Annotated in this window: 19 protein-coding genes and 4 tRNA genes; 3 read left to right on the forward strand and 20 right to left on the reverse strand. The window is 63.3% G+C overall.

The window, feature by feature from the left end; all coding sequences use genetic code 11:
- Together NW198_RS05635 and NW198_RS05640 are read right to left on the reverse strand one after the other, a co-directional pair.
- A partial coding sequence (locus NW198_RS05635; protein WP_258340361.1) for a SpaA isopeptide-forming pilin-related protein occupies positions 1 to 3,279 on the reverse strand: 3,279 nt, incomplete at its 3' end.
- A gap of 821 nt (positions 3,280 to 4,100) precedes the next feature.
- Positions 4,101 to 4,871: an NUDIX domain-containing protein gene (locus tag NW198_RS05640; RefSeq protein WP_258340362.1), complete on the reverse strand. Its 771-nt coding sequence runs from the start codon at positions 4,869 to 4,871 to the stop codon at positions 4,101 to 4,103.
- Between the two features lie 700 nt (positions 4,872 to 5,571).
- On the opposite strand from NW198_RS05640, the gene NW198_RS05645 reads away from it, so the two are divergent.
- On the forward strand, positions 5,572 to 6,078 hold the full coding sequence (locus tag NW198_RS05645) for a hypothetical protein (protein WP_258340363.1): 507 nt from the start codon (positions 5,572 to 5,574) through the stop codon (positions 6,076 to 6,078).
- Between the two features lie 321 nt (positions 6,079 to 6,399).
- Here the strand turns inward: NW198_RS05645 and purD are convergent, their stop codons facing one another.
- From purD to NW198_RS05705, 12 genes are all read right to left on the reverse strand, one after another.
- Positions 6,400 to 7,686: a phosphoribosylamine--glycine ligase gene (gene purD / locus NW198_RS05650; RefSeq protein ID WP_258340364.1), complete on the reverse strand. Its 1,287-nt coding sequence runs from the start codon at positions 7,684 to 7,686 to the stop codon at positions 6,400 to 6,402.
- Between the two features lie 40 nt (positions 7,687 to 7,726).
- Positions 7,727 to 8,626, reverse strand: coding sequence for a DegV family protein (locus tag NW198_RS05655; RefSeq protein WP_258340365.1), 900 nt, complete (start codon positions 8,624 to 8,626; stop codon positions 7,727 to 7,729).
- Positions 8,627 to 8,639: 13 nt separating this feature from the next.
- The gene (locus NW198_RS05660; protein ID WP_258340366.1) at positions 8,640 to 9,920 is read right to left on the reverse strand and encodes an adenylosuccinate synthase; all 1,281 of its coding nucleotides are present in this window, start codon (positions 9,918 to 9,920) and stop codon (positions 8,640 to 8,642) included.
- Positions 9,921 to 10,000: 80 nt separating this feature from the next.
- A complete protein-coding gene (gene dnaB / locus NW198_RS05665; RefSeq protein ID WP_258340367.1) occupies positions 10,001 to 11,389 on the reverse strand; it encodes a replicative DNA helicase in 1,389 nt (462 codons plus the stop codon).
- A gap of 489 nt (positions 11,390 to 11,878) precedes the next feature.
- Complete coding sequence (rplI, locus tag NW198_RS05670) at positions 11,879 to 12,403, reverse strand: 50S ribosomal protein L9 (protein WP_258340368.1); 525 nt, start codon at positions 12,401 to 12,403, stop codon at positions 11,879 to 11,881.
- 15 nt (positions 12,404 to 12,418) lie between these two features.
- The gene (locus NW198_RS05675) at positions 12,419 to 13,501 is read right to left on the reverse strand and encodes a DUF2232 domain-containing protein (RefSeq protein WP_087313697.1); all 1,083 of its coding nucleotides are present in this window, start codon (positions 13,499 to 13,501) and stop codon (positions 12,419 to 12,421) included.
- 30 nt (positions 13,502 to 13,531) lie between these two features.
- A complete protein-coding gene (gene rpsR / locus NW198_RS05680; RefSeq protein WP_072373695.1) occupies positions 13,532 to 13,804 on the reverse strand; it encodes a 30S ribosomal protein S18 in 273 nt (90 codons plus the stop codon).
- Positions 13,805 to 13,846: 42 nt separating this feature from the next.
- On the reverse strand, positions 13,847 to 14,380 hold the full coding sequence (locus tag NW198_RS05685; RefSeq protein ID WP_258340369.1) for a single-stranded DNA-binding protein: 534 nt from the start codon (positions 14,378 to 14,380) through the stop codon (positions 13,847 to 13,849).
- A 48-nt stretch (positions 14,381 to 14,428) separates the two neighbouring features.
- The gene (gene rpsF, locus NW198_RS05690) at positions 14,429 to 14,719 is read right to left on the reverse strand and encodes a 30S ribosomal protein S6 (RefSeq protein ID WP_087313701.1); all 291 of its coding nucleotides are present in this window, start codon (positions 14,717 to 14,719) and stop codon (positions 14,429 to 14,431) included.
- 318 nt (positions 14,720 to 15,037) lie between these two features.
- Positions 15,038 to 16,126 carry a DUF4013 domain-containing protein gene (locus NW198_RS05695; RefSeq protein WP_258340371.1) on the reverse strand — a complete coding sequence of 363 codons (1,089 nt, stop codon included), beginning with the start codon at positions 16,124 to 16,126 and terminating at the stop codon, positions 15,038 to 15,040.
- A 144-nt stretch (positions 16,127 to 16,270) separates the two neighbouring features.
- Positions 16,271 to 16,360 (reverse strand) — tRNA-Ser (locus NW198_RS05700).
- 40 nt (positions 16,361 to 16,400) lie between these two features.
- Positions 16,401 to 16,491 (reverse strand) — tRNA-Ser (locus NW198_RS05705).
- A gap of 134 nt (positions 16,492 to 16,625) precedes the next feature.
- Here NW198_RS05705 and NW198_RS05710 point away from each other — a divergent pair.
- Entirely contained in the window at positions 16,626 to 17,357 is a 732-nt protein-coding gene (locus NW198_RS05710) for a trimeric intracellular cation channel family protein (protein WP_239386571.1), read from the forward strand.
- Between the two features lie 101 nt (positions 17,358 to 17,458).
- Here the strand turns inward: NW198_RS05710 and typA are convergent, their stop codons facing one another.
- The 4 genes from typA to NW198_RS05730 all read right to left on the reverse strand — a co-directional run bounded on the left by typA (position 17,459) and on the right by NW198_RS05730 (position 20,496).
- Complete coding sequence (gene typA / locus NW198_RS05715; RefSeq protein WP_087313707.1) at positions 17,459 to 19,297, reverse strand: translational GTPase TypA; 1,839 nt, start codon at positions 19,295 to 19,297, stop codon at positions 17,459 to 17,461.
- A 208-nt stretch (positions 19,298 to 19,505) separates the two neighbouring features.
- Complete coding sequence (locus NW198_RS05720) at positions 19,506 to 19,928, reverse strand: hypothetical protein (RefSeq protein WP_258340372.1); 423 nt, start codon at positions 19,926 to 19,928, stop codon at positions 19,506 to 19,508.
- Between the two features lie 348 nt (positions 19,929 to 20,276).
- A tRNA-Ala gene (locus NW198_RS05725) sits at positions 20,277 to 20,352 on the reverse strand.
- A gap of 67 nt (positions 20,353 to 20,419) precedes the next feature.
- Positions 20,420 to 20,496, reverse strand: a tRNA-Ile gene (locus NW198_RS05730).
- 133 nt (positions 20,497 to 20,629) lie between these two features.
- On the opposite strand from NW198_RS05730, the gene NW198_RS05735 reads away from it, so the two are divergent.
- Positions 20,630 to 21,157, forward strand: a complete 528-nt coding sequence (locus tag NW198_RS05735; protein ID WP_258340373.1) for a bifunctional nuclease family protein — start codon at positions 20,630 to 20,632, stop codon at positions 21,155 to 21,157.
- A gap of 120 nt (positions 21,158 to 21,277) precedes the next feature.
- Here the strand turns inward: NW198_RS05735 and gyrA are convergent, their stop codons facing one another.
- A complete protein-coding gene (gene gyrA / locus NW198_RS05740; RefSeq protein ID WP_258340458.1) occupies positions 21,278 to 23,989 on the reverse strand; it encodes a DNA gyrase subunit A in 2,712 nt (903 codons plus the stop codon).
- 86 nt (positions 23,990 to 24,075) lie between these two features.
- On the reverse strand, positions 24,076 to 26,118 hold the full coding sequence (gene gyrB / locus NW198_RS05745) for a DNA topoisomerase (ATP-hydrolyzing) subunit B (protein WP_087313713.1): 2,043 nt from the start codon (positions 26,116 to 26,118) through the stop codon (positions 24,076 to 24,078).
- Positions 26,119 to 26,215 lie beyond the last annotated feature (97 nt).

The following is a 26,215-nucleotide window of genomic DNA, read 5'->3' on the forward strand; positions in this document are numbered from 1 at the left end:
GCATGCAACGGGAGTCAAAACGAATTCGTTGGTCACGATAACGTGGTCGACTTTGTTTCCGTTATAGCTCAGCGTTCCGCTGGCTGAAGGATTCTCGTCTGCATCCACTGTACCATCAGCATCGGTAATGCTTATCAGCTTTACACCATTAGGCAGAATGCTTGTCGAGGAATCGCCCTCTACCGTTGTTTCCTCGGTCACCGTGTACTGGGTGCCTTCGGGGAGGCCGAACCACTTTATTGTCTCTCCTGCCTTTATATCTTGCTTGTAGGTGTAAGTGAGGCTCTCCCCCTCGGTTTGGCTGAGGTCCAGACCGAACTCACTACTAGTCGGCGTGTTCTCACCCGACATCGTCTGAGCTTTTATCAGAGATAGGTCCTCTTGGGTCGTGCCCCCCGGGAACACAAAGGTGAACGCAATCCTGTAAGTTTCTTCCTTGCTTGGAGCTCCAAGTGCATCTGCGTTCTTGAGTTGCTTGGTCACCTCCAACGCCACTTTTCGCTCGTTTTCAATGTGTACGATGGTGGTACCCGTAAAGAGGTTGGTCAAATCTTTTCCCGACAGATCCTGACGCGGGTCGGTTTCGTGCGTAGCACATTGCTCGATCTTGAGCGAGGGAATTCCTTCATCCACAGTAAACGTGGTCTGCCCGTCAGCATCACTCACAGAATAGTCGAGAACCGCGCCCTTCTCGCCAGCGTAACTGAGGTGAAGAGCATTTTCATCAGCGGCTTTTTTCCAGCTATTCTTTGTGCCGAGCATCGGAGTCGCAATAATATCGTGCAGCGTCGCATCGATATCATCATCGACAGCGAACTGAATCATTGAACGGACTAGGCGACCCACGCCGCGTGTCACGGTTATTCCGTCATTCGCCACGCCTGCGTCAGCATACACGCCAGTGTTGTCAACAATCACCTTGGCAAGAGTTGCGTTGAGGGCATATCCAGCGGGAGCCGATGTCTCGCAAACCCAATACGTACCGCTTTTAAGACCGGAGAACACGACTGCGCCGTTGAGGTCAATGGAGTCTGTTCCCTTTGTGAGCTGGCGTGTAGTTTCGGTTTTCAGTGCGATTGCGTTGGGCTGCAGAGTGGCTGCGCCGTTCGGGCCTACGTCAACGGACTCGTTATTGTAGAGGCTAATATTCGCTCCGTTGACAGGGTTTCCCGCATCGTCGAGCTTTTGGACGATGAAGCGATTCAGAATATTTGGAACGTAAAGTCGCGCAGAAAACTGACGCTTGAACTCGCCCGAGTTCTGAATTTCCTGAGGCTCGGTTCCTGTTTCGAGAGCCTCGTCCAGGCTGCTGGAGCTGACATAGTAATACACGCCTCGATAGAGTTCTCCGTCTCTATCTCCGTCGTTACCGTCGAAGAACACATAGTCGAGTACATCCCCAGGAAGCCCGTCCACCTCAGCCTGATACGAGCCCGAGTAGGCCAATACGAACACGGCACCCGTTTCACGCGCCGCCTCAAGAATGTTCTTCTTGCTGTCATTCTCGAGAACGGTCCATCCGTCTACTGGATCACCATAGACCGGGCGCCAGTCGTTCTCTCCAAAGTACTTCTCGACAACGACAAACATGGTGCCATTCTGCATTTGGTTATCTGTGAGCTTTACCCCACCAACTAGAGGATCGACAGACATCCTCGTGGTCACCTTCGAGAGTGCATAGGCTCCTGTTTCCCAATACTCGGACGGATCGGACTGGGAGCCCGAGAGGAGCAGTACTGATCCATCCTGTTCGACGAGTCGCATGTGGAACGGACCATAGGACCGATACCCGCTCGGAGTATTGACCTCCTCAAGAGTCAACTCACTGTAACCCTCTTTGTAGAGATCCTCGAGAGTAATTGGGAAGTCTTTTTTATCGGTGAGAACAACGTTTCCGCTACCGTCAGTCGTTGCCTGACAAATGGTATTGTTGCCGCTCTTAACATCAAAGATTACGTTGGAGATAGGGTCTCCCACCTGGTCAACCTTTTGGATATCGGTCTCTGGGATAGTCACGAGGTTGTACTTGAGCGACATGTTTGAGTCAGTGTTACCACGCTCGAGATAGAAGAAATCGAGGGTGTGGTAGGTATCATCCGCAAATGTGCCCCCAACGAAACGAGGATCGTTGTTTTCGGCATTAAAGAGGTTACGGAGCGTGGTCCTCTGATATACCGTTTCTTCATTGTCATACTTGTTGTTCCTATATCCCGGATCCTGCTCGCTCAGAGAGCTGTCATCGTAAATAACGACTCCGCCGGTCTCAAAGTTAATTTCTATCGATGTGGCGTTATGAATTCCTCCGAGGTCACCAACAAGAACGTCATCGATATAAATCCAGACGTCATCATCTCCTGAGAAGTTATAGGTCACCGCAACGTTTCTGTTTGCATCTGTATGGCCGCCATATCGCTGAGCAAAGCGCGTTGACATGGTCATGCCAAAGTAGTGATTTATAACTTCATCGGTTGATTTAATATTCCTTCCATCAACCTGTTCAGGTTGGAGGAATCCCAAACGCTCCTCAAAGACTTCCTCGCCCGTGTTGAACGGGAAGAACTGACCATCAGGCGAGGAGCCTCCCGCATCGACCCCACCCATGTTGTAAAGAACAAAGCTGCCGCTTCCTTCGCCATCAGGAACGAACTCAGCAAAGTTTTCTTTGCAGTCGTAGTAATAGTAGCCCTGTGAGTCTACCCTGAGTAGATTTGAGACATCCGAGTAGGCTGCCTTACCGTTAAACGACGTCGTATCGAAAAGATACGAGAGGGACTGGCTTCTTATTAGCGCGCTGCTTAGTACGGGATATCCATCTTCCCCCAACCTCGCTGAAACAATTCCTTCCCGTGGTTTAGCGCTTTTTGTCCAAAAGTTCACGTTGTCCTGATTGACTCCTCCGACAGGAACAGCCTCCCCCATCCCGGCGCCAAACTTTAGTGTTTTGTTGTTGTTAATGCCGCCATTAATCCAAGCCTGCCATTTCTTATATGCATCAGTACCTTCTGGCGGCCTAGAGAGGCCAATCGTACTGTTGTCAGGATCATCCTGTTCGGTCACCCAGTAATCAAATAGATTAATGGTCGTTCCGCTAGGGGTAACACCCTGAACCGTATACCTACCGCTAATCGCAGCCTGGGCAATAGAGGTCCCCGCAAAGAAACCGACTGCCGCCGTCATGAGCGCCGCTACAAACACGGTTAGCCGCAGTTTGTGAGAGGACTGGCGCCTCAGGTTAGTCCGGGAGAGGCACCCCCCTGTGGTGTTTTTCAGATGCGTCATACAGACCTCCTGGCTCTCTGGGCTACCCGCGCGCGGCATGACGGTCCCATATACAGCTAGATGCGTGACAGTCTAGACCATTCTCCGGGGACTTTCTGTAACTTTTCAGCAATAAGAAACGAAGCTGAAGGAACGTTCTGCTGGTAAACACCAGTATTATACCCCCCCCCACATATCAAAGATAGGCGTTATGTTCGCGGGGGGCTCATCTTGTTCGATTCGAACCTTCTGGAAGAAGACTGAAATCGGTCATGCCATTCACATGGGAATTTCTTCGGTCGGAATCGATATCTAATCGGAAAACTTATACATAGCCCTCTGATATCGACCAAGTCTTCAGGGGTGGCTCAATCAGCGTATACACCGACACCTTTAGACACACAACGGCTCGTCTCCATCATATCGACATATCTTTGAATTCGCTCGTGACGAGCCACTGCACAGTCGTTCTTCTCGAAAGCTTGGCCAATGGATCCTCTGGCTCGCGCTCTCATATATAAGATGGGTTTCCAGGTTGTCCTGCCACTCTGATCCGAACAGGTGCCACCCCATTGCCGACCAATCTTGCTGAATCTTACAGCTACAGAGTCGACTATATCGTCAACGGTCGCACAAAGCGTCTGTTGCCTTGTTCTCGCTTCGAGTTACGTTCTTGTTTTAATCTAGGCACCATCTACCTGCAAATTCGTTGGTGTTTACCAATGTATCGCTCTTGGTTTTCGATCACGTAGGCATCTCCCAAATTCGAATACGTCACTACAAATTGGGCGGTCGATTGTTAGTCGACCGCCCAATTCAAACAACGTTGGTGTATGCCTTGGCTACTCTGTCTCGACCTCGGGATCCTCAGCAGAATCCATGAGACGACGAGAGATGGCGTCACAGAGAAGGGCACCCACGACGGTCTTGGCATCCTCGATGCGCCCGTCCAGAACCGCGTCCACGAGCTCGCCAACCTCGACGAGGTCCACGTTGATGAACTCGTCCGCATCGGGGCTGGACTTGGAGAAGCTGAGGCCCGTGGCCATGTAGATGTGGATGAGCTCATCGCAGAAGCCCGCGGAGCTGGCGATGGTGGTCAGGTAGGCGATCTTCTCAGCCTCCATGCCGGTCTCCTCGAGGAGCTCGCGACTGGCGCACTCGAGCGGCTCCTCGCCAGGAGAGAGCTTTCCCGCAGGAATCTCCACCGTCACGCGACCAAGCGCTGTGCGGTACTGACGGACGAGACAGATGCGACCCTCGTCCGTGAGGGCGACCACTGCCACGGCGCCGGGGTGACGCACGACGTCGCGGATGGCATTGCGACCATCGGGCAACTGAACACGTAGTCGGTCAACGTTGAATATGCGACCAGTCCAGGCGACATCCTCAGTGAGAGGGCGCTCCGCGAGCGCCGCATCACGCGGGTCGTCATCGCCAAGAACGAGTTCACGTTCCTCAGGAGCTCCAGAGAGATGGTCTTGTCTGGCACGGTCTCCGTCATAGGTAAAGGCTGCTACGGAGTCGCGGATGTCATCCACGGCGTAGTCGAGGTCCGCGCGCGTAGGCTCTGTTACGTCATGGGCGGTGATCTTGTCGTTTTCGTCGGACATGTGGTCCTCCTGATTCTTGACTGGGCACCGGCGGCGCCGTGGGACTACTCTAGCCCAAGGCGAAGCCGTTGACCTATCTCAGTCTCTCCAAAAGCTCCCCGTATCGACCAACCACACCGTCTCTTAGTCGAACAAACTCAGGAATGTATCGACGAATAGTCACATCTACCAGCTGTTTTAGCAGTTGTTGGTCGTATACGTGTGAGTACGGTTACGGTCCCTCATCATTGAATACCACGTCTTCTCATCTGTGGGTCAGCTCGAGTGTCTGCAGTGCGGGATGTTGGTTATCGGATCCTCAGAGAGAGACATTCCGTCACGTAGCTTCTTTGCTCATACTAGAGGGGCTGGGATCCGTCGTGTCATCGACTCCTCTTTTGCGAGGATGGGTGATGCTCTATGCAATGTTGTCGAACAAGAGGGCTTTTGCGGCAACGCATCTCTGACCGACAAAGTGCTGCTAAGGCTGAACAGATTGCCTCAGTTCTTCTCTGCTCACAGACATTTGAGTTGAACTTGAGGGTTGTCTGAATGCCCAGATGATTGGTCCTTGTCGGTATCAACCATATCTTCGACCACATTGCACACCAGAAGATGAACATAGGTGTTGACACTCGAATATTCCGACGTAACTACGTATAATTGCGTTTGAGCAATCGAACATGCATCACCTGCGGTACCAAACACGTCTGGAGCATCCATGGCAGTAACAAAGAGGGAAGTCGCAGATCAGCTTGGCGTGGCCAAGCAGACGGTCGTGAACTACATCGACAGGCTGGGGCTCGCCCCCGAACACGTGAAGCGCGTCGGGAAGACGGACGTGCTCGATGACTTTGCCGTCTCAGCCCTGGCCGACGCCCTGGGCAAGAACATCCCGCTTCGCACCACCCCTGGCCCGGTGCCCGAGGAGGCCGTGCCCGCAATCACGCCCGATACGCGCGACTCCGTGATCTCCGCTCTTAACGGACGCATCGCTGACCTCAAGGAGCAGAACGACCGCCTTGTCTCCGAGCTTGCGGAGCTGCGCGCGTCACGTGAGCGCGAACTGGGAGAGCTGAGGGACCAGCTCGCTGCAGCCAACGACCGTGCCGCGCGCCTCGCCGACCGCGTGGCCGGCATCGCCGAGCGTCAGCAGGCGATGTCCGCCCTGCCGTGGTGGAAGCGCAGTGTGTTTGCGACCAAGCTCTTGTGCGCTGGTTCAGAGTAGGTTCGTTTTTATCGGTATTTAACTGGTACTATTCGATGGTCGACCATCGAGCAAAATAAGCATGCACCAAACAACGCCCGCGGGGCCGCCACTTTATGGAGCGGCCCCGGGGGCTCACTTGTTGGTATGGGGCGATTCCGGACGGTCCGGAATTGCAAAGCGTCCGGGAACACCCAAGACCAAACGGATTGCCATCAGTCTTGGGCGCGCCCGGACGATTTGACCTCACAGAACGTCCGGAGACGCCCAAAAGCAAGGCTGCTCGACCTCGTATCCAGCAACGCGCAAACGGCGTCTCAGACGGCCTCTCAGGGCCTCAGGCTACTTCACCGCGCGCAGGCCGATGTCGGTGCGGAACGTCTTGCCCTCGAAGTCAATGAGCTCGCAGGCCTCGTAGGCGCGGGCGCGCGCCTCCTCGAAGGTGGGGGCCACGGCCGTGACGTCGAGCACGCGGCCGCCGGAGGTGACGATCGAGCCGTCCTCGGAGACGGCGGTGCCGGCGTGGTAGACCGTCACGCCCTCGAGCTCCTCGGCCTTCTCGATGCCCGTGATGACCTTGCCCTTCTCGTAGGAGCCGGGGTAGCCGGCGGAGGTCAGGACCACCGAGACCGCCCAGTCGTTGTCCCAGGAGACCATGTCCGGCGTGAGCGTGCCGTCGTCGCAGGCCAAGAAGACGTCCACGAGGTCGGCCTTCATGCGCGGCAGGACCACTTGGGTCTCGGGGTCGCCAAAGCGGGCGTTGAACTCCAGCACCTTGGGCCCCTCGGGCGTAAGCATGAAGCCGCCGTAGAGGCAGCCGGAGTAGGTGATGCCCTCGGAGGCGAGCTCCGCGACCACGCGCTGCTCGACCTCGACCATCGTGGCCAGGTCCTCGGCGCTGACCAGGTGCTCCGGAACCGGGGAGTAGACGCCCATGCCGCCCGTGTTGGGGCCCTTGTCGCCGTCCAGGGCGCGCTTGTGGTCCTGCGCGGTGGCAAGCGGCACCACGGTCTTGCCGTCCGTGAGGGCCAGCAGCGAGCACTCAGGGCCCTCCAGCGTCTCCTCGACCACGACGGTGGCGCCCGCCTCGCCAAACGCGCCCGAGAAGCACTCGCGGACGCCCTCGAGGGCCTCGTCCAGCGTCTTGGCCACGATGACGCCCTTGCCGGCGGCCAGGCCGTCGGCCTTGATCACGATGGGGGCGCCGACCTGGCGCACGTAGGCCTCGCAGGCCTGCTGCTCGGTGAAGCTGCGGTAGGCGGCGGTGGGCACGCCCGCGCGGGCCATGACCTGCTTGGCGAACTTCTTGGAGCCCTCCATCTGGGCGGCGTCGCCGTTGGGGCCAAAGCACGGAATGCCCGCGGAGCGCACGGCGTCCGCCACGCCGGCCACGAGCGGCGCCTCGGGGCCAATGACCACGAGCCCGACGTTGTGCTCGCGGGCCCAGGTGGCCACGGCGACCGGGGACTCGGCGTCGAGCTCGACCTTCTGGGCCATGGCGTCCATGCCGCCGTTGCCCGGGGCCACGTAGAGCTTCCCGGCGCGGGAAGACTCGGCGAGCTTGACGAGAAGCGCGTGCTCGCGCCCGCCGGAGCCAAGAAGCAGGATGTCCACCTTCGCGTTGCTCATGTCTTTCCTCCTAGAACGGGCGGCCCGAGCGGCCGCGCTCTTATGAATCCCTCCCGACGCGCGGGTCGTCGTCGGGTGCTGTGGCCTCGTCCTCGCCGACCGTTCCGGCAGCGCGCCAGTAGACGTCTGCGGGGGCAAAGGCCACCGCCACCGCCCCCTGGCCCACGACCTTCTCGACCTGCGACGATGCGCTCACCGAGCCCAGGCGCCGCGCCTCGAACTCGTTGGTGTCGAGCGGCTTCTCGAGCGCGCGGAGTGCGCGGGCGTCGCCAGTCTCGATGGTGGCGTAGACGAGCTCGCCCTCGCTGGCGGCCACGGCGCTCATGGCGTGCGCGAGGCGCCCCGTGAGGTCAGAGAGCTCGCTGGAGCGCGCGAGCTGCGTCACCTCCCCGCGCGAGACGAGGTAGAGGCCTCGCTCGCCGGAGATCCTGATGCGCAGGCTCGACGTGGCGCGCCCGAGCAGGCCCGCCCGGGGCTTGCGGGAGCGCCTGCGGGCAAAGCGCGCGGCGACCGTGGGGATGACGAGCAGCCGGACGCTGCCGGCGAGGCGCTGCGCCTGCTCTACGGCCTCGTCGAGGGTCGCGCCGTCGGCCCAGTGGCACATCAGCCGAAAGATCACCATGCCCGTGGCCGCGGAGGCCGAGCCGGCGTCGATCACGCGCACGTCCGCCACGCCCTCGCAGGCCGCGGCGGCCTCGCGGGCGCACGTGACCACGGGCGAGAAGGACGCGCAGGAGTGCACCGAGACGATCTTGTCGTGCCCCTGGGCGGCGAGTGCGCGGTAGGTGCGCACGAGGGCCTGCGTCAGCGCGACCTCGTCGACGTGGCCCAGCGCGTCATGCGGGACGTCCTCGAGGACCGTGGCCTGGGCCCGCTCAAGGTAGACCGGGGGCAGGTCGCACCCCCGGTCGCACACGATTGTGAAGTTTCGCTCGAGCACGTGGCAGATCCGCCTAGTGCCAGTAGCGGTCGATGGTCTGCTCGCGGTCCGGGCCCACCGTGATGATGGAGACGCGCACGCCGGCGAGCTGCTCGAGGAAGTCGATGTAGTCCTTGGCCTCGCGCGGGAGCTGGTAGAAGTTGCGGACGCCGGAGATGTCGCACTTCCAGCCGGGCAGGGTCTCGTAGACCGGCTTGGCATGATAGAAGACGCTCTGGTGCTCGGGGACGGTGTGATACTCCACGCCGTCGCACTCGTAGGCCACGCAGACCTTGATCTCGTCCAGGCAGCCCAGGACGTCGAGCTTGGTGATGGCGAGGTCCGTGAGGCCGTTGACGCGGGCGGCGTAGTTCACGACCACGGCGTCATACCAGCCGCAGCGACGCTTGCGCCCGGTGGTCACGCCGTACTCGTGACCGACCTCGCCGAGCTTCTCGCCGATCTCGTCGAAGAGCTCGGTGGGGAAGGGGCCGGAGCCCACGCGGGTGAGGTAGGCCTTGGCGACGCCCAGGACGCGGTCGATGTTGGTGGGGCCCACGCCCGATCCGGTGACGGCGCCGCCGGCGGTGCAGTTGGAGCTGGTCACGAAGGGGTAGGTGCCGTGGTCGATGTCGAGCATCGTGGCCTGGGCGCCCTCAAAGAGCACGCTCTTGCCGCCCTCGAGCTGCTCGTTCAGGAAGAGGCTGCTCTCGACGATGTAGGGGCGGATGCGCTCTGCGTAGGGCAGGTAGGTCTCGCAGATCTGCTCGACGGTGTAGGTGGGCAGCTCGTAGACCTTGCTCAGGATGGGGTTGGTGTAGGCCAGCGCGCTCTCGAGCTTCTCGCGGAAGATCTTCTCGTCGAGCATGTCCTGGATGCGCAGGCCCGTGCGGTTCATCTTGTCCATGTAGCAGGGGCCCACGCCGCGCTTGGTGGTGCCGATGAGGTTCTTGCCGAGCTTCTTCTCATGGGCGCCGTCGAGGTCCTTGTGGTAGGGCATGACGATGTGCGCGTTGCCGGAGATCTTGAGGCGCTCGGCGGAGATGCCCTGCTCGGCGAGCATGTCGATCTCCTGGAGCAGGATCTCGGGGTCCACGATGCAGCCGTTGCCGATCACGGGGTAGGTGCCCTCGTACATGACGCCGGAGGGGACCTGGTGAAGCGCCAGCTTCTTTCCGTTGGCGATGACCGTGTGGCCGGCGTTGGCGCCGCCTGCGTAGCGGCAGACCACGTCGAAGTCGCCGGAGATGAGGTCGGTGACCTTGCCCTTGCCCTCGTCGCCCCACTGAGTACCCACGAGCACTGATGCGGACATGTGCGCCCTTTCGTCGCGTTTCACATACGGGCTCATTATACGGCAGGCGCGGCGCGCCGGAGGCGGGACGCCGGGGCGCGCTAGTCGTGGAAGGAGTCGACCTCGACGAACTTGGTGGAGCCGGGCAGGAAGGTCAGCGGGATGTCCGCGAGGGCGCCCGAGCGGTTCTTGGCGATGATGAAGGTGGTCTCGTTCATGGCCGGGCGGTCCTCGCGCGCCGCCTCGTCCTCGTTCATCGAGCGGTCGAGCAGGGCGACGATGTCGGCGTCCTGCTCGATGGAGCCGGACTCGCGCAGGTCGGAGAGCTGCGGGCGCTTGCCGGTGCGGTTCTCTACGGTACGGTTGAGCTGCGAGAGCGCCACGACAGGCACGCCCAGGTCCTTTGCCATGATCTTGATGCCGCGGCTCATCTCAGAGACCTCGGTCGCGCGGCTGTCCGCGCGGCGCTGGCCGGCGGGCGGGGAGATGAGCTGCAGGTAGTCGATGATCACCAGGCCGAGCTTCTTGCCGTGCAGGATGCGGCGGGCCTTGGCGCGGATCTCGGTCACCGTGGTGCCGGGGGTGTCGTCGATCATGATGTCGAGCTGCGAGAGGTCGTTGGTGGCCTGGAGGATCTGCGGCCACTGCTCGTTTCTGATGCGCGCGGAGCGGATCTCCTGCAGGCCCACGCGCGCGTTTGCGGCAAGCAGGCGCTGCGCGATTTCGACCTTGGACATCTCGAGAGAGAACATCGCCACGCTGGCCCCGGCAAAGGCGGCGTTGGTCATGAGGTTGAGCGCGAACGAGGTCTTGCCCACGCCCGGGCGCGCGCCGATGACGACCATCTGGCCGGGACGCAGGCCGAGCAGGCAGTCGTCGATCTTGGGGAAGCCGGTGAGGACGCCGAGCGGGCCGTCGTGGTTGGCAGCGTTGGCGCCGAGCTCCTCGTAGAGGTCGGCCATGATCTCCTCGAGGGACTGCTCGCTCGCGTGGACGTCGCGGTTGGTGACGTCGAGCAGCATGCGCTCGGCGCGGTCCACGACCTCCTTGGTGTCCTCCGGCGCGTCGTAGGCGAGGGCGGTGATCTGGGCGGAGGCGCTGATCATCTTGCGCAGGGTGGTGTCGCGGTGCAGCATCTCGATGTGGCGCCGCCAGCCCACCAGCGCGAGCGAGTTGTTGCCCAACCCCAGAAGGAAGCTCCGGCCGCCCACGCGCTCGAGCTCGCCGGCGCTCTTGAGGTAGTCCGCCAGCGAGATGGTGTCAATGGGCATGTTCTTGTCGAACATCTCGCGCATCGCAACAAAGACGGTGCGGTTGGAGGGGTAGTAGAAGTCGTCCGGCTCGAGGTCGATGAGGCACTCCTGAAGCGCCTCCGCCGAGACCATCATCGCGGAGAGGACCGAGGCCTCGGCCTCCGGGTCCTGCGGCATGACGGCGTTCTCGTTGGCGGTCATGCGGGTGGGGTTCACGTCATAGCCGCTCTGCGCCATGGTCGCTCCTCGACGGGACGTATTCCTACGGGTGATAGGCAGCGAGCCTGCGGCTCTCCCGGGGGCGGGCGAAAAGACGTTGGCTCGGGTCTTGGGACTCAATTGTGGCAGCACGTTCCGAGTCCCTGTCAAGAGGCAATTTCTCTCAAGCAACTCTCAACCACGGCATGTCGAGAAGAGACTCCGTCTGACCGGGTCTTTCTTCCTTTTCGACGTTTTCATCATTTTTTTCGCGGGTATCAACGAAGAGTTTTCAACAATTCTGAGCCGCTCACGTGGGCCCAAACAGCCGTACGAATAACGTTTTTTACGGCTGGCTGACGTGTTAGTTTGCAGAGAAACCGCAGGTAGTCGCCCCTGTTTTGGGCGCAACGCAAAAAGGAGGCCCAGGGTGCCTTCAGCTACCCTGGGTCTCCCTTACCTTATCCTGACCTGCGCTTCTTGTAGAAATGCGCAGGTAAATCAGGTGTGGTCGAAAAGTGCTCGACCCTACTCCGCGGCCTCGGTGGTCTCGGCCTCGGCCTCGACGGCCTCCTCGACCTCGACGACCTCCTCGACGGTCTCCTCCTCGGTCACGCCCACGAGGACGTTGACCACGGCGGTGATCTCACGGTAGAGGTTGACCTCGACGGCGTGCTTGCCGGAGGTCTTGAGGTTGTTGCCGCGGCCGACGCGCTTGCGGTCGACCTCGATGCCGAGCTGCGCCTTGATGGCGTCGGCGATCTGGGCGGGGGTGACGGAGCCAAAGAGCTGGCCCTCCTCGCCGATCTTGGCGTCAACGGTCACCGACTTGCCATCGAGAGCGGCCTTGGTGGCCTCGGCGGCGGCGATGCGATCGGCCTCGCGCTTCTCGATGTTGTGGCGACGCTCCTCGAGCTGCTTGATGTTGCCCGGGGTGGCAGGCTGGGCGATCTTGTTGGGGAACAGGTAGTTCTCCGCAAAGCCCTGAGCGACGTCGACGATGTCGCCCTCGCCGCCCTTGCCCCGAAGCTCACCCAAGAGGATGACTTTCATGGGATACTCCTTCGGTCAGCCGGCCTGGGCCGGCTCCTTGTCCTGATTCGCGGCGTCGTCCCCGCCGGCGTCCCCGCCCCTTCTGAGGTGGCGGAAGTCCGCCCAGACGTCAACGACTCCCACGACGGTCAAAACGACGAACTGCACTTCGAGATAGAGCGCGAGCGCCCCGAGAAGGACCCGGGAGAGGCTCCCGACGCCCTTTTCCCGCATGAACCACGCGAGAACCGCGGCTCCCTGCACCGCGAACGCGAACCTCAGGGCCATGGCCAGGTTGGCCGAGGCCATAAGCATCGCGTCCGGTGCGCTCGGGACGGTGAGCGCCACGGCGAGCGCTCCCGCCGTCGCGACGAGCACCGCGACGACCCACAGGGGGACGTCGTAGGCGTCGAGCGACGGCACCTGCCGGCCCTGCCCCGAAAGGGGCGCCCTCAGAAGCCTCACGCCCACGTGGGCGAACATGCCCTCGGCAAAGCCGATGGCCACATACGCCACGGGCCAGAAGAACCTCATGAGGGAGGCCGCGGACTCGATCTGCGCGGAGACGGTCGGGGAGGCCTCGGTGAGCGACTGACGATAGGTCTCGATCAGCGACACCATGGTCTCGTTGAGCGTCATGCCGCGCGTCGCGGAGATGACGGCGTCGGCGCCGAGGTGCGCGGCCACGATGACCGCCACGCAGGCGACGCTTCCGCCGGGCGTCAGGCGTCCCGCCCAGAAGGCGGCCGCCACCACGACGCCGGCGAGGCTCGTGATGACGGAACCGGCGAGCGACGAGACCCCCAGAGGGAGGCTCACCGCCGCGGCCGCCGCGGCCGCGAGGACCGCGCCCGGTGCCATTCCGCGGACCCCGGCGCACATCGCCGACAGGACGATCCCGTATGCGACGAGCGCTGGGGCGAGAAACGACGTCGACGTCGCGCTGAGCGCGCCGCCGATCGCGCAGAGGACGAATGCCTTGGGAAGCGCCCGGGCCAGCGGGCCCTTGTCGCCGCCCTCGGAGGCGTTGCCGCCCCGTACGATCTGGCCCGCGCGACGAGCGTCCGAAGCTCCCGTGGGAGCCGCGGGACGACCGTTGTTGGACCATGCACCCATCATGCGCGCGCTCTTCTCACGTGCTCGGTGCCCTTAGCCGCGGTTGCGGCCGCCGCGGCTGGAGACCACGGGAACGGTGTAGGGCAGAAGCGCCATCTCACGAGCGCGCTTGATGGCAAGCGCGATGTCGTGCTGGTGCTGCGTGCAGGCGCCAGTGACGCGGCGCGGCTTGATCTTGCCGCGGTCGGTCATGTACTTGCGGAGGAGCTGCACATCCTTGTAGTCGATGTACTCGGTCTCCTCCTTGCAGAACTGGCAGTACTTGCGACGCGGCTGGCGCTGAAAATCCTGCTTCTGCTGAGCCATGTCTTGTTGCCTTTCTGTGGGCGGCGCGAGGCCGCCGGATGATTAGAACGGGATGTCCTCGTCGTAGACGTCGGTCGACGGCGGGGCCTGGACGGGAGCGGGCGCGGGATTCGCGAACCCACCCTGCTGCGCAAACTGCGCGGGCGCGGCGGCGACGGGTGCCGAGTAGGAGGGAGCCTGCTGGAACTGGGCCCCTCCGGCCTGCTGGAAGCCACCGGCATCCTGCTGGTAGCCGCCCTGCTGGCCCCTCGAGCTGAGGAACTCGACCTCGTCGACGACGACCTCGAGCTTGCTGCGCTTCGAGCCGTCCTTGCTCTCCCAGGAGCTGTAGCGAAGCTTGCCCTCGACGGCAACCTTCGTTCCCTTGGAGAGGAAGCGGGACAGAGGTTCGGCGCGCGCGCCAAACACCACGCAGTCGACGAAGTTGGGGTAGTCCTCCCACTCGCCCGTCTGCGGGTTGCGACGGCGGTCGTTCACGGCCACGCCAAACGAGAGAATCTGCGTTCCGCTGCCCGTGACCCTGAGCTCGGGGTCCCTCGTGAGGTTGCCCGAGATGTTGACCCTGTTGATGCTCATAGCCTCACTCCCTCTCCTCGGCGGGCCGTACGGCCCGCGCGTCCATGACTAGTCCTTGTCGACGCGGCGCACGACCATGTGGCGCTTGACGGCGTCGTTGATGCGCAGAACTCGGTCGAGCTCGGCGATCGTGGTGGGATCTGCATGGAAGTTGATGAGGGTGTAGTCGCCCTCCGTGAGGTCGTCGATCTCAAAGGCGAGCTTGCGCTTGCCCCAGTCCTCGACGCTGTCGACCTTACCGGTCTCGCCAAGCGCGACTTCGATGCGCTTCATGACGGCGGCACGAGTCTCCTCGGTGCAGGTGGGGTCGACAAAGTACAGCAGTTCATAGGCCTTCATGTGGTCACCTCCTCTGGGCTAGTGGCCCCGGGTCGTGAAGGTTTGCGCCCGGGGCAGGAAAGGTTCGGCGAAGCATCATACCACAGAATCGCTGCTACCTGCGAAAATCTTCCAGCGCCCACAACATGAGCGTAGCGTCCGGGGCTTCCCGGGAGCTGACGCGCTGCTTCCCAGGAGCTCCCGCGGGCGAGAAGAACCTCCTTGCGCAGGTGAGAAGCGCGAGGTAGGCATAGACGCGCGGGCGCCCGGGCCCTTCTCGGCACCCATGGACGCCCGCGCGTTCCACATCACATCTCCATCTTTTGGGAGGTCTTGGGGCTAGTGGCGCTCCTCCGTCACCGGGCCCTCGTCATCTGCGGCAGAATCGCCCTTCTCAGCGGAGACGGGGTCCTCCGGCACGACGGGGTCGTCCTTCTCGGCGACGGGCACCTCTCCCGCGACATCCTCGGGACGGGGCTCACGGGGCTCCCCGGGCACCGCCATGAGCTGGGGATGCTCAACCGGCTCCTCCTGCGGCGCGGCCTGGCCGGGGGCCCCGGACCCTGGGACGGGAGCGTCATCGCGCGGGTCCGTCACAAAGGGAGGCAGGGGGTCCTCGTCGCGGCCCCAGTTGGGGACGTCGAACTGGCGCATCCACAGCGCGACGGCCGTGTAGGAGACCATCAGCAAGATCGTGCCGACGAGCCCGTCGACCAGCAAGACGACCACGAGGGCGGGGCCCAGCGAGGCGAGCACGGAGGCCAGGAGCTGCAGGGCGAGCATCGCGCCGGCGGAGTCCGACATCACGGTGCCAAAGTCATAGAGGTAGGTCAGGTACCAGACGAGGTGGGGCACCGCTCCGGCGAGCCCGACCATGACGACGAACATCGTGACCACGCCCGCGAGCGCGCCGCCGATGACGTTGATCCCCACCACGCGCAGCAGGCCGCCCGGGTCGTGGGAGACCATCTGCCAGATGGTGGACGCTCGCATGCCCGCGCCAAAGCGCTGGTAGATGGTCGCGCGCAGGGCCGCCACCATCACCACCACGGCAAAGAAGAACGAGACGAAGAACCACACGAGCGAGACCAGCGCGCCCACAATCGGCAGCACCGTTGCCACGCCCACCACGATGGCGCTGAGGATGCCCCACACGAGCATCACGAGAAAGCCGCGCCAGCCGCTCTTGATGCAGCCGCCCACGTCGACACCGCGCTGCTTGGGGGCCGCGTTGACGTTCCACGCCGTGAGACGGGCCCACTCGAGCGCGTACCCCAGGACGCCGAGGACGCCCACGATGGGGACGAGCAGCGCAACGGTCATCACGAGCACGGGCTTGATCCAGCCGCGGTCGCGCGTGAGCAGGGCCCAGGAGCGGGAGAAGTAGTGGTCACGACGAAAGCCGTCGAGCTCGGGGTCGGAAACCATGGGGCCTCCTTGAGATGGTGGTGACGCCGATGGGCGTTCGGTGGGCAAGATGACGCATAGGTTGAGGTATACCCTGTCATCTCTGATGCATATCGTCAACGGATATGAAAAAACCGGCCCGCGGGGACCGGTCTTTGGGTGCGATGGCGGAGGAGGAGGGATTCGAACCCTCGTACCCCCGAAGGGGTAAACGGTTTTCGAGACCGCCGCATTCAACCACTCTGCCACCCCTCCGTAAGGGTGACGTGGCCCCTTGCGGGGCCACGGAAGGTTCTGGCGGAGAGTCAGGGATTTGAACCCTGGAGACGCTTTAGGCGCCTACACGATTTCCAATCGTGCTCCTTCGGCCACTCGGACAACTCTCCGTGTTTTGGTGCAGCGGTCAGTATAGCGTATTCGCCGCCCATGGGAAAGACTTTTTCCAATGGAAAAGAGGCTGTCGCTTTTCCATGTCATGCGCAACAATGGACGGCGTCGCCGAGAAGTACGAGGAGTCGCCGTGCTGGACATCTTTGCCACCTACAGCCCCGAGGTCGCCGCGGTCTCGCTTCCCACGTGGGTCGACCTGGCGTCGGTGGTCGTGGGATCTGCCGGTGGGGTCATGGTGGCGCGCTCGCGGCACCTCGACGCCGTGGGCTTTGTCGGGCTCGCGCTGCTGTGCGGCCTGGGCGGCGGCCTCATCCGAGACGTGATGATGCAGGTGGGGCGCATCTACATGCTGACCTCGCCGTTTGCCATCCCGGTGAGCGTGGCCACGGGTCTCATCGCGTTTCTCTTCCCGCAGCCGCTCGACCGCGCGAGCAACCTGCTCGAGTGGCTCGACATCATGGCCGTGGCGCTGTTTGCGCTCGTGGGCACCGACAAGGCCATCGTGCACGGCTTCTACCCGGCATCGTGCGTGCTCATGGGCATCATGACCGGCGTGGGCGGCGGGATGCTGCGCGACGTCTTTCTCGGCGAGGTGCCACGCATCTTCCAGAAGTCTAACCTCTACGCCGTGTGCGCGCTCGCGGGCGGCACGGTGTACTACCTCGCGGTCGTGTGCTGCTCGATCAACAAGCTGTGGGGGTCTGTGCTGTGCCTGGCCGTGACCATCGGGCTGCGGCGCTGGTCTTTGCGCTACAACGTGCAGACCCCGGCCGACGTCGACCTGGGACCGCGCGTGGTCGCCCCGGTGCGCCGCGCCGCCCGTCACGTCCGCGTGACCCGCTGGCGCGCGGGCAAGAAGTAGGACGCTCCGCCCCTCATAACATGCACAGTTCCGGAAGCTTCATTTTCCGACCTGCGGATATATGAAACTTAACGGAACTGTGCATGTTACGGCACGGGCGGCTACTTCTTGACCTTGCCGTTGCGGACGGCCCACTTGCGGCGCTCGATCTCGGAGAGCAGGCGCTTGCGCATGCGGATGGACTTGGGCGTCACCTCGACGAGCTCGTCGTCCATGATGTACTCGAGCGCCTCCTCCAGCGTGAAGGTGCGCGGGGGCGTGAGCTGCACGGCGATGTCCGCCGTCGAGGAGCGCTGGTTGCCCAGGCTCTTGGTGCGGGCGATGTTGACGACCATGTCGCCGGGCTTGGAGCGCTCGCCCACGAGCATACCCTCGTAACACTCGTCGCCCGGGCCCACGAACAGGGCGCCGCGCTCCTGGAGCGTGCCGAGCGCGTAGGCCACGGCCTTCTCGGTGCTCATGGAGATCATGGCGCCGTTCTGACGGACGCCGATCTCGCCGGCGTAGGGACCGTACTCGAGGAAGGTGTGGTAGAACACGGCCTCGCCGTGGGTGACGTTTAGGATGCGGTTCTTGAGGCCCATGATGCCGCGGGTGGGGATCTTGAACTCGAGGTGGGTCTGGGTGGCGCCCGCGTCCATCGTGGTCATGGTGCCGCCGGCGTTGCCAAAGACCTCGATGACCTTGCCGGAGTACTCGCCGGGGCACTCCACCACGGCCTGCTCGACGGGCTCGGTCATCTGGCCGTTGGCGTCCTTCTTGAACAGGACGCGCGGGCGGCCCACCTGGAACTCGAAGCCCTCGCGGCGCATGGTCTCCATGAGGACGGAGAGGTGCAGGATGCCGCGGCCGGCGACCTCGACGCCGGTCTTGTCGGGAAGCTCCTCGATGCGCATGGTCACGTTGTTCTCACGCTCCTGCATGAGGCGCTCCTTGAGCTGGCGGCCGCCCACGATGTCGCCCTCGCGGCCCACGAGCGGGGAGGTCGAGGGCTCGAAGACGACGGAGAGCGTCGGCGGGTCGATCTCGATGGGCTCCAGCTCGACGGGGTTTTCGGGGTCGGTGTAGACGTCGCCGATGTCGGTGGAGTCGATGCCCACGACGGCGGCGATGTCACCGGCCTGGGCCTCGGAACACTCCTTGCGGCCAAGGTAGTCGAAGGTGAAGAGCTGCTTGACCTGGCTCATGGCGCGGCTGCCGTCGTTTTTGACCACGAGGATCTTGTCGCCGTCGTGGATGGTACCGGAGTAGATGCGGCCGATGCCGATGCGGCCCACGTACTCGGAATGGTCGATGGTCACGCACTGCATGGCCAGCGGGCCCTCGAGGTCGACCTCGGGCGCGGGGAGCTCATCGACGATCATGTCGAGCATGGGGAACATGTCCTGGTTGCCGTCCTCAGGGTCGAGGCGCGCGAAGCCGTTGACGGCCGAGGCGTAGACCACGTGCTCCATGGCAAACTCGAGCTGGTCGTCGGAGGCACCGAGGTCGGCCATGAGGTCGAGCGAGGTGTTGACGGCCTTCTCGGGGTCCGCGGCGGGCTTGTCGATCTTGTTGACCACGATCATGACCGCGAGGCCCGCGTCGATGGCGTGACGAAGGACGAAGCGCGTCTGGGGCATGGGGCCCTCGGCAGCATCGACCAAAAGGAGCGCGCCGTCGGCCATGCGCAGGACGCGCTCGACCTCGCCGCCAAAGTCGGCGTGACCGGGGGTGTCGATGACGTTGATCTTCACGCCCTTGTATTCGATGGAGATGTTCTTGGCCAGGATGGTGATGCCGCGCTCGCGCTCCTGGTCGTTGGAGTCGAGCACACGCTCCTGGACCTGCTGGTTCTCACGGAAGGCGTCCGTCGCCCTGAGCATTTGGTCGACCAAGGTGGTCTTGCCGTGGTCGACGTGGGCGATGATCGCGATGTTCCTGATGTTCTCCTGGCGCATTGGTCCCTCTCGCTCTCTCGGTACCGAACAATTCGGCGACCGGTGCATTATACAGCGCAGACGGCCTTAAGAGGGGAACTTTGCGCAGCTCACTGCATCTACAGGAGGCTTCTGTGAATTGGGGACGTGTTTTTTCGTGCAGACCGTTTGGGACAGGTTATTCATAAACCTGTCCCAAACGGTCTGCACGAAAAAACACGTCCCCAATTCACAGAAGCGGCTCGAGCTCGCCGGCTGGCGCGGGGTCGGTCCACGTGAAGCGGTCGCCGGCGCCCTTGCCGCCGATGAGGGAGTAGGCGGAGTAGGCACGGTACCCGCGCTCGCCAAACTCTAGGAGCAGGGCGTCTGCGTAGGAGCCGTCCTCGTCGGCGACGGCTCCTTCATAGGCGATGGCGTAGCGCAGTGCGCCGGCAAGCTCGCGGACGCGATCGCGGGCGCCCTCGAGGCAGGCCTCCGGGTCGTCGTCCTCAAACTCGTAGCTCGAGACCGTCCCTGCCTCGTCCTGGACGACAAGCAGGACCTCAAAGTCCTCACCCGAGGCGAGCAGGTCAAAGGCGTCGCCCATCAACGTGCTCGCCAGCTCGTCGGTCTCGGGCGAGACCCCGTCGCGGCGCATGTCGTCCCCTGCCATATCCAAGACCTCCCGTGTCTATATTCCTGCAGCGATGATACCGCAAGGCTTGTCCGTGACCTCACGCGTGCAAAAGTGGTCTTCAGTCCATATTCCCGCGGCAGGGAAAACAAAACCCGCCTTCAATCCATGACAATTTGCCCTCTTTTCTCTTCCGAGCACGAGCTCCGAGACTCGCCATATGGGCAAACGTCATCACGGCGCCGAGGAAAGGACGCTCAGGGCGCAAAAATCCATGGATCGAAGGCGGGTTTTGTTTTCGCCCGGCACCGGATATGGATTGGAGCCCGATTTTGCAGTCGGCTGTGAAAAAAGTCGAGGGCCGCAAGGCCCTCGACTTGAATGTCATGGTGGAGACGATGGGGCTCGAACCCACGGCCTCAGGCTTGCAAAGCCCGCGCTCTCCCAGCTGAGCTACGTCCCCGAACCTGAAAAATAATAATCGCCCCAGCGGCGACTCGGCAAACGCTGGGGCGACTATTGTCAGGAAGTGGTGGGCCTGACAAGGTTCGAACTTGTGACCTCCCGGTTATCAGCCGGACGCTCTGACCAACTGAGCTACAGGCCCAACGCAAGGAGATACTTTACACGGCTCGCTCGGGGGCGTCAACATCTTTTTTCGATTCTTTCCGAATGATGTGAAGAGCGTTGCCCGAGGGGCTCATTTGGGTAGGATATCCGTTCAGAGAACAGGAGGGAACGTGCCGCTGAGAGAGATGGACATAGAGAGCATCGTCGTGGGCGGGGGCCCGGTCGCCTCGCTCATCGTGCTGAGGACGCACGATGGGCCCGCAGCGCTGCAGCTCCCCATCCGCATCGGCTCGGTGGAGGCCACGGCCATCTCGATGGGCGTGAACCCGCGCCAGGGATCGCGCCCCATGACGCACGACCTCCTCGCGTCGACCATCTCGGCGCTCGGCGGACGCTGCGCGAGCGTGCGGATCATGGCCGTGCAGGGCACCACCTTCTTTGCCCAGCTCGAGCTCGTACGCGAGGGTGGCGAGCAGGTCTTCGTCGACGCGCGCCCCTCCGACGCCCTGGCCCTCGCCGTGCGCGAGGGACTGCCCATCTACGCCGCCGACGACGTCCTCGAGACCGCCGCGCTGCCCGACTTCAGGGGCGTGGAGAAGGACGAGGAGGCCCACGAGCTCGAGGAGTTCCACAACTTCGTCGAGAGCCTCTCGCCCGAGGACTTCAACGTCGTCCCGGGGGACAAGGACCCCGAGTAGCCGCGCCTCGGACGCCTCGGACGCCTCGGATGCCTCGGACAAACGAATGCGTAAAAAAAAAAGACGGCCTGCGGGAAGTCCCCGCAGGCCGTCTGCGTTTGCGCGGCGCGCGCCGGCGCGCTACTCCTCTTCGTCGATGAGGTCGTCGGAGAGCTCCTCGTCGCCGCCGATGTCCACGGATTCGGGTTCGTCGGCGTCCTTGGCGCCGGCAGACGCGAGGTCGAGCATGCCCTGCGCCTCGTCATGGCGCGGCGCCTTCTTCTTGCGCGCCACCATGCGAGCGACGGCGCTCACGTGGTCACCCTCGACCATGTTCATGACCTTCACGCCCTGCGTGGAGCGGCCGAGCCTGCTCACGTCGCCAGACTTGACGCGGATGACCACGCCCTCCTCGGAGACGAGCATGAGCTCGTGCTGCGGGCCCACGACGCGGCAGGCCACGAGGTTACCCTTCTTGGCGGTCATCGCGATCGTGTAGACGCCCTGGCCGCCGCGCTTGTGCTCCGGGTACTCGGAGACGGGCGTGCGCTTGCCGTAGCCGTTCTCGGTGACGACGAACAGGTCGCCGTTGCCGTTGGTGATCTCCATGCCGAGCATGCGCGCCGAGCCCTTGAGGGTGATGCCGCGAACGCCGGAGGTGTTGCGGCCCATGGCGCGGACCTCGGACTCGTCAAACAGGATCGCCTTGCCGTCGGTGGAGACGAGGATGACCTTGTCGCCGGGGCGGACGCGACGAACGTTGACCAGCTCGTCGCCGTCGCGCAGGTTGATGGCGATGATGCCGTCGCGTCGCGTGCGATCGTACTCGCTCATGGCCGTCTTCTTGACCATGCCCGAGGAGGTCGCGAACATGAGGAACTCGTCCTCGTGGAACTCGCGGCAGGTGATGACCGCCGTGGGGTGCTCGCCCTCGGCGAGCGCGAGCACGTTCACGATCGCCGAGCCGCGGGCCTGGCGGCTGCCGATGGGCAGCTCGTGGACCTTGAGGCGGTACACCTTGCCGAGGTTGGTGAAGAACATCACGTAGTCGTGGGTGCTCGCTACGAAGAGGTCCTCGACGAAGTCGTTGTCCTTGAGCGACAGGCCCTGGACGCCCTTGCCGCCGCGCTTCTGGGAGCGGTAGGTGGCCACCGGGATGCGCTTGATGTAGCCGGTGTGGGTGATGGTCACGACCATGTCCTCGTCGGCGATGAGGTCCTCGACGTCGAGGTCGCGCGCGGCGTGGCTGATCTCGGTGCGGCGCTTGTCGCCGAACTTGCCCGCGATCTCGCGCATCTCCTCCTTGATCACGCCGAGGATCTTCTCCTCGTGGGCGAGAAGGTCCTCGTAGTAGGCGATCGCGCGACGCAGGCCCGCGAGCTCCTCCTCGATCTTGTCGCGCTCGAGGCCGGTGAGGCGGCGCAGGCGCATCTCGAGGATCGCCTGGGTCTGCTCGGGCGAGAAGCCAAAGCGCTCGATGAGGCGCTGGGAGGCCTCGGTGTCGGTCTGCGAGGAGCGGATGATGTGGATGACCTCGTCGATGTTGTCGAGCGCCAGCAGGTAGCCCTCGAGGATGTGCGCGCGGGCCTGGGCCTTCTTGAGGTCGTAGCGCGTGCGTCGAGTGACGACGTCAACCTGGTGGTCAACGTAGTGGCGCAGGATCTCGCGCAGCGACAGGCACTTGGGCACGCCGTCGACGAGCGCGAGGTTGTTCACGCCAAAGGTGGTCTGCAGCGAGGTGAACTTGTAGAGGTTGTTGAGGACGACCTCGGGCACCACGCCCTTCTTGAGCTCGATGACCAGGCGGATGCCCTTGCTCGTGGACTCGTCGCGCATGTCGGAGATGCCCTCGATGCGCTTCTCGTTGACGAGCTGGGCGATCTTCTCCTGCAGCGTGCCCTTGTTCACCTGATAGGGAATCTCGGTGAAGACGAGGCGGCTGCGGCCGGTCTTGGTGGACTCGACGTGCGCCTTGGCGCGGATGGTGATCGAGCCGCGGCCGGTCTCGTAGGCCTGGCGGATGCCGTCGGTGCCCATGATGAGCGCGCCCGTGGGGAAGTCGGGGCCGGGCATGACCTGCATGAGCTCGTCGACCGTGATGTCGGGGTTGTCGATGAAGGCGCAGGTGGCCTCGACGGTCTCGGCGAGGTTGTGCGGCGGGATGTTGGTCGCCATGCCCACCGCGATGCCGGAGGAGCCGTTGACCAGCAGGTTGGGGAAGCGCGCGGGCAGGACCTGCGGCTCGGCGAGGGACTCGTCGTAGTTGGGCTGCCAGTCGACGGTGTCCTTCTGCAGGTCGCGCAGCAGCTCCATCGCGGGCTTGGCCAGGCGGCTCTCGGTGTAACGCATGGCCGCGGCGCCGTCGCCGTCGATGTTGCCAAAGTTGCCGTGGCCGTCGATCAGCGGGGTGCGCATCGAGAACCACTGGGCGAGACGAACCATGGTGTCGTAGACGGCAGCGTCACCGTGCGGGTGGTACTTGCCGATGACCTCGCCGACCGTCCAGGCCGACTTCTTGTGCGGGCGGTTGGGGAAGATGCCGGACTCGTTCATCGCGTAGAGGATGCGGCGGTGGACGGGCTTCAGGCCGTCACGGACGTCCGGCAGGGCGCGCGCCGTGATGACCGACATCGAGTACTCGATGAAGCTCTGCTTCATCTCCTGGCCAAACTCGGAGATCTGCAGGGCGCCGCCGTTGATGTCGGTCTCGCCGGCGTCGGCGCCGCGGTTGTTATCGCCGAAGCTCTCCTCGAGCTCCTCGTCGTCGACGTCCTCCTCGTCCTCGGAGTCGTCCTCGACGTAGACGTCGCCCTCCTCGGCGCGCTCGAGAAGGCGCCTGAGGTCGTCGGGCATGCCCTCGGTGTTGTTGTTCTCGTCTGCCACGTAGTTCTCCTTCTTACGGCAGCTGGTATCTCACTCGGTACCAGGGAAGGCCAGATTTAAGCGTCGAGGAAGCGGGCGTCGTGCGCGTGCTTCTCGATGTAGTCGCGGCGGTACTCGACCTGGTTGCCCATGAGCTCGCGCACCGCGCGGTCCGCCATGGCGGCGTCCTCGATCGAGACGCGCTGCAGGATGCGCGTCTTGGGGTCCATCGTGGTGCTCGCCAGCTGCTTGGGGTCCATCTCGCCGAGGCCCTTGTAGCGCTGGACGGAGTAGCCCTTGCGCTTGCGGCCGGAGCCCTTGATGGCGGCCTGGGACTTGTCGGTCTCGTCCTCCTCGTCGGGGTCGAGGCCAAGACCGCGGATGGTCTGGCGCAGCAGCTCGTCCTCGGGCGTCTTGCCGTCGGGGTAGACGTAGTGGATCTTGTTGCGCACCTTGACGCCAAAGATCGGCGGCGTGGCGATGTAGACGTAGCCGGCGTCGATGAGCGGGCGCATGTACTTGTAGAAGAACGTCATCAGCAGGATGCGGATGTGCGCGCCGTCGACGTCGGCGTCGGTCATGATGATGATCTTGTGGTAGCGGGCCTTGGAGAGGTCGAAGTCGCCGCCGTCGCCCGCGCCGGTGGTGACGCCGGTGCCGATGGCGGTGATCAGCGCCTGGATGGTGTCGCTCGAGAAGGCGCGGTGGTCGCCCACGCGCTCGACGTTCAAGATCTTGCCGCGCAGGGGCAGGATGGCCTGGATGTCGCGCCTGCGGCCGTCCTTGGCCGAGCCGCCTGCCGAGTCGCCCTCCACGATGAAGAGCTCGGTCATCTCGGCGTCGCGCACCGAGCAGTCCGCGAGCTTGCCGGGCAGCGCCGCGCTCTCGAGCAGGCTCTTGCGCCGCGTTGCCTGGCGTGCCTTCTGGGCGGCGAGGCGCCCCTTGGCGGCCTGGGAGGCCTTCTTCAGGATCTCCTTGGCCTGGTTGGGGTGTTCCTCGAGGTACTCGGCCATGCCCTGCGCCACCACGCGGTTGGTGAGCGTGCGCATGTAGGAGCTGCCGAGCTTGGCCTTGGTCTGGCCCTCGAACTGTGGGTCGGGAAGCTTCACGGAGATGACCGCCGTGAGGCCCTCGCGGATGTCGCCGCCCTCGAGCTTGGGGTCCTTCTCCTTGATGATGTTGTGGCTGCGACCGTAGTTGTTGATCGCGTTGGTGAGGGCCGTGCGGAAGCCCTCGAGGTGCATTCCGCCCTCTTCGGTATAGATGTCGTTGGCGAAGGAGAGCGTGCGCTCCGAGTAGCCGGTGTTCCACTGCATGGCCACCTCGACCTCGCCCATCTGGCTCTCGGGCGCGTCCGCGGCGGAGCGGCCCTCGATGTAGATCGGGCGGGAGAGGCCGGGAAGGATGTCCTTCTCCTCGTTCAGGAACTTGACGAAGTCGATGATGCCGCCGGCGTAGCAGAACTCCTCGGTGCGCGGCATCAGCTCGCGCTCGTCAACCAGGACGATCTTGAGGTTCTTGTTGAGGAAGGCGGTCTCCTGGAGGTGGTTGTAGAGGGTGTCGAAGTCGTAGACCGTGGTCTCGAAGATCTCCTCGTCGGGCCAGAAGGTGATCGTGGTGCCCGTGGCCTTGGAGGTGCCGACCTCCTTCATCTTCTGCACGGTCTTGCCGCGCTCGAAGGCCATCTCGTAGATCTTGCCGTCGCGCTTGACCTGCGCCACGAGCTTCTTGGAGAGGGCGTTGACGACGGAGACGCCCACGCCGTGCAGGCCGCCGGAGACCTTGTAGGCGTTGTTGTCGAACTTGCCGCCGGCGTGCAGGATGGTGAGGACGACCTCGAGGGTCGGGATCTTCTTGACCGGGTGGCGCTCGACGGGGATGCCACGGCCGTTGTCCTCGACGGTGATCGAGTTGTCCGGGTGCACCGTCACCTTGATCTTGGTGCAAAAGCCCGCCATGGCCTCGTCGACGGAGTTGTCCACGATCTCCCACACCAGGTGGTGCAGGCCCGAGGCGCTCGTCGTGCCGATGTACATGCCCGGGCGCTTGCGCACGGCCTCGAGGCCCTCGAGGATCTTGATCTCTCCGGCGCCGTACTCGTTTTCCTTCTTCTTTGCCACGCGCTCTTCCTCCCTCGGGGACAGCGGCGTCGCTGTCTCCCAACATGGCTTTCTCACATGGGCCGAGAGCTAAATCGGCCCAGTCTTCACGATGATA

The organism is Thermophilibacter sp. ET337, assembly GCF_024733715.1.
Lineage (GTDB): Bacteria > Actinomycetota > Coriobacteriia > Coriobacteriales > Atopobiaceae > Thermophilibacter.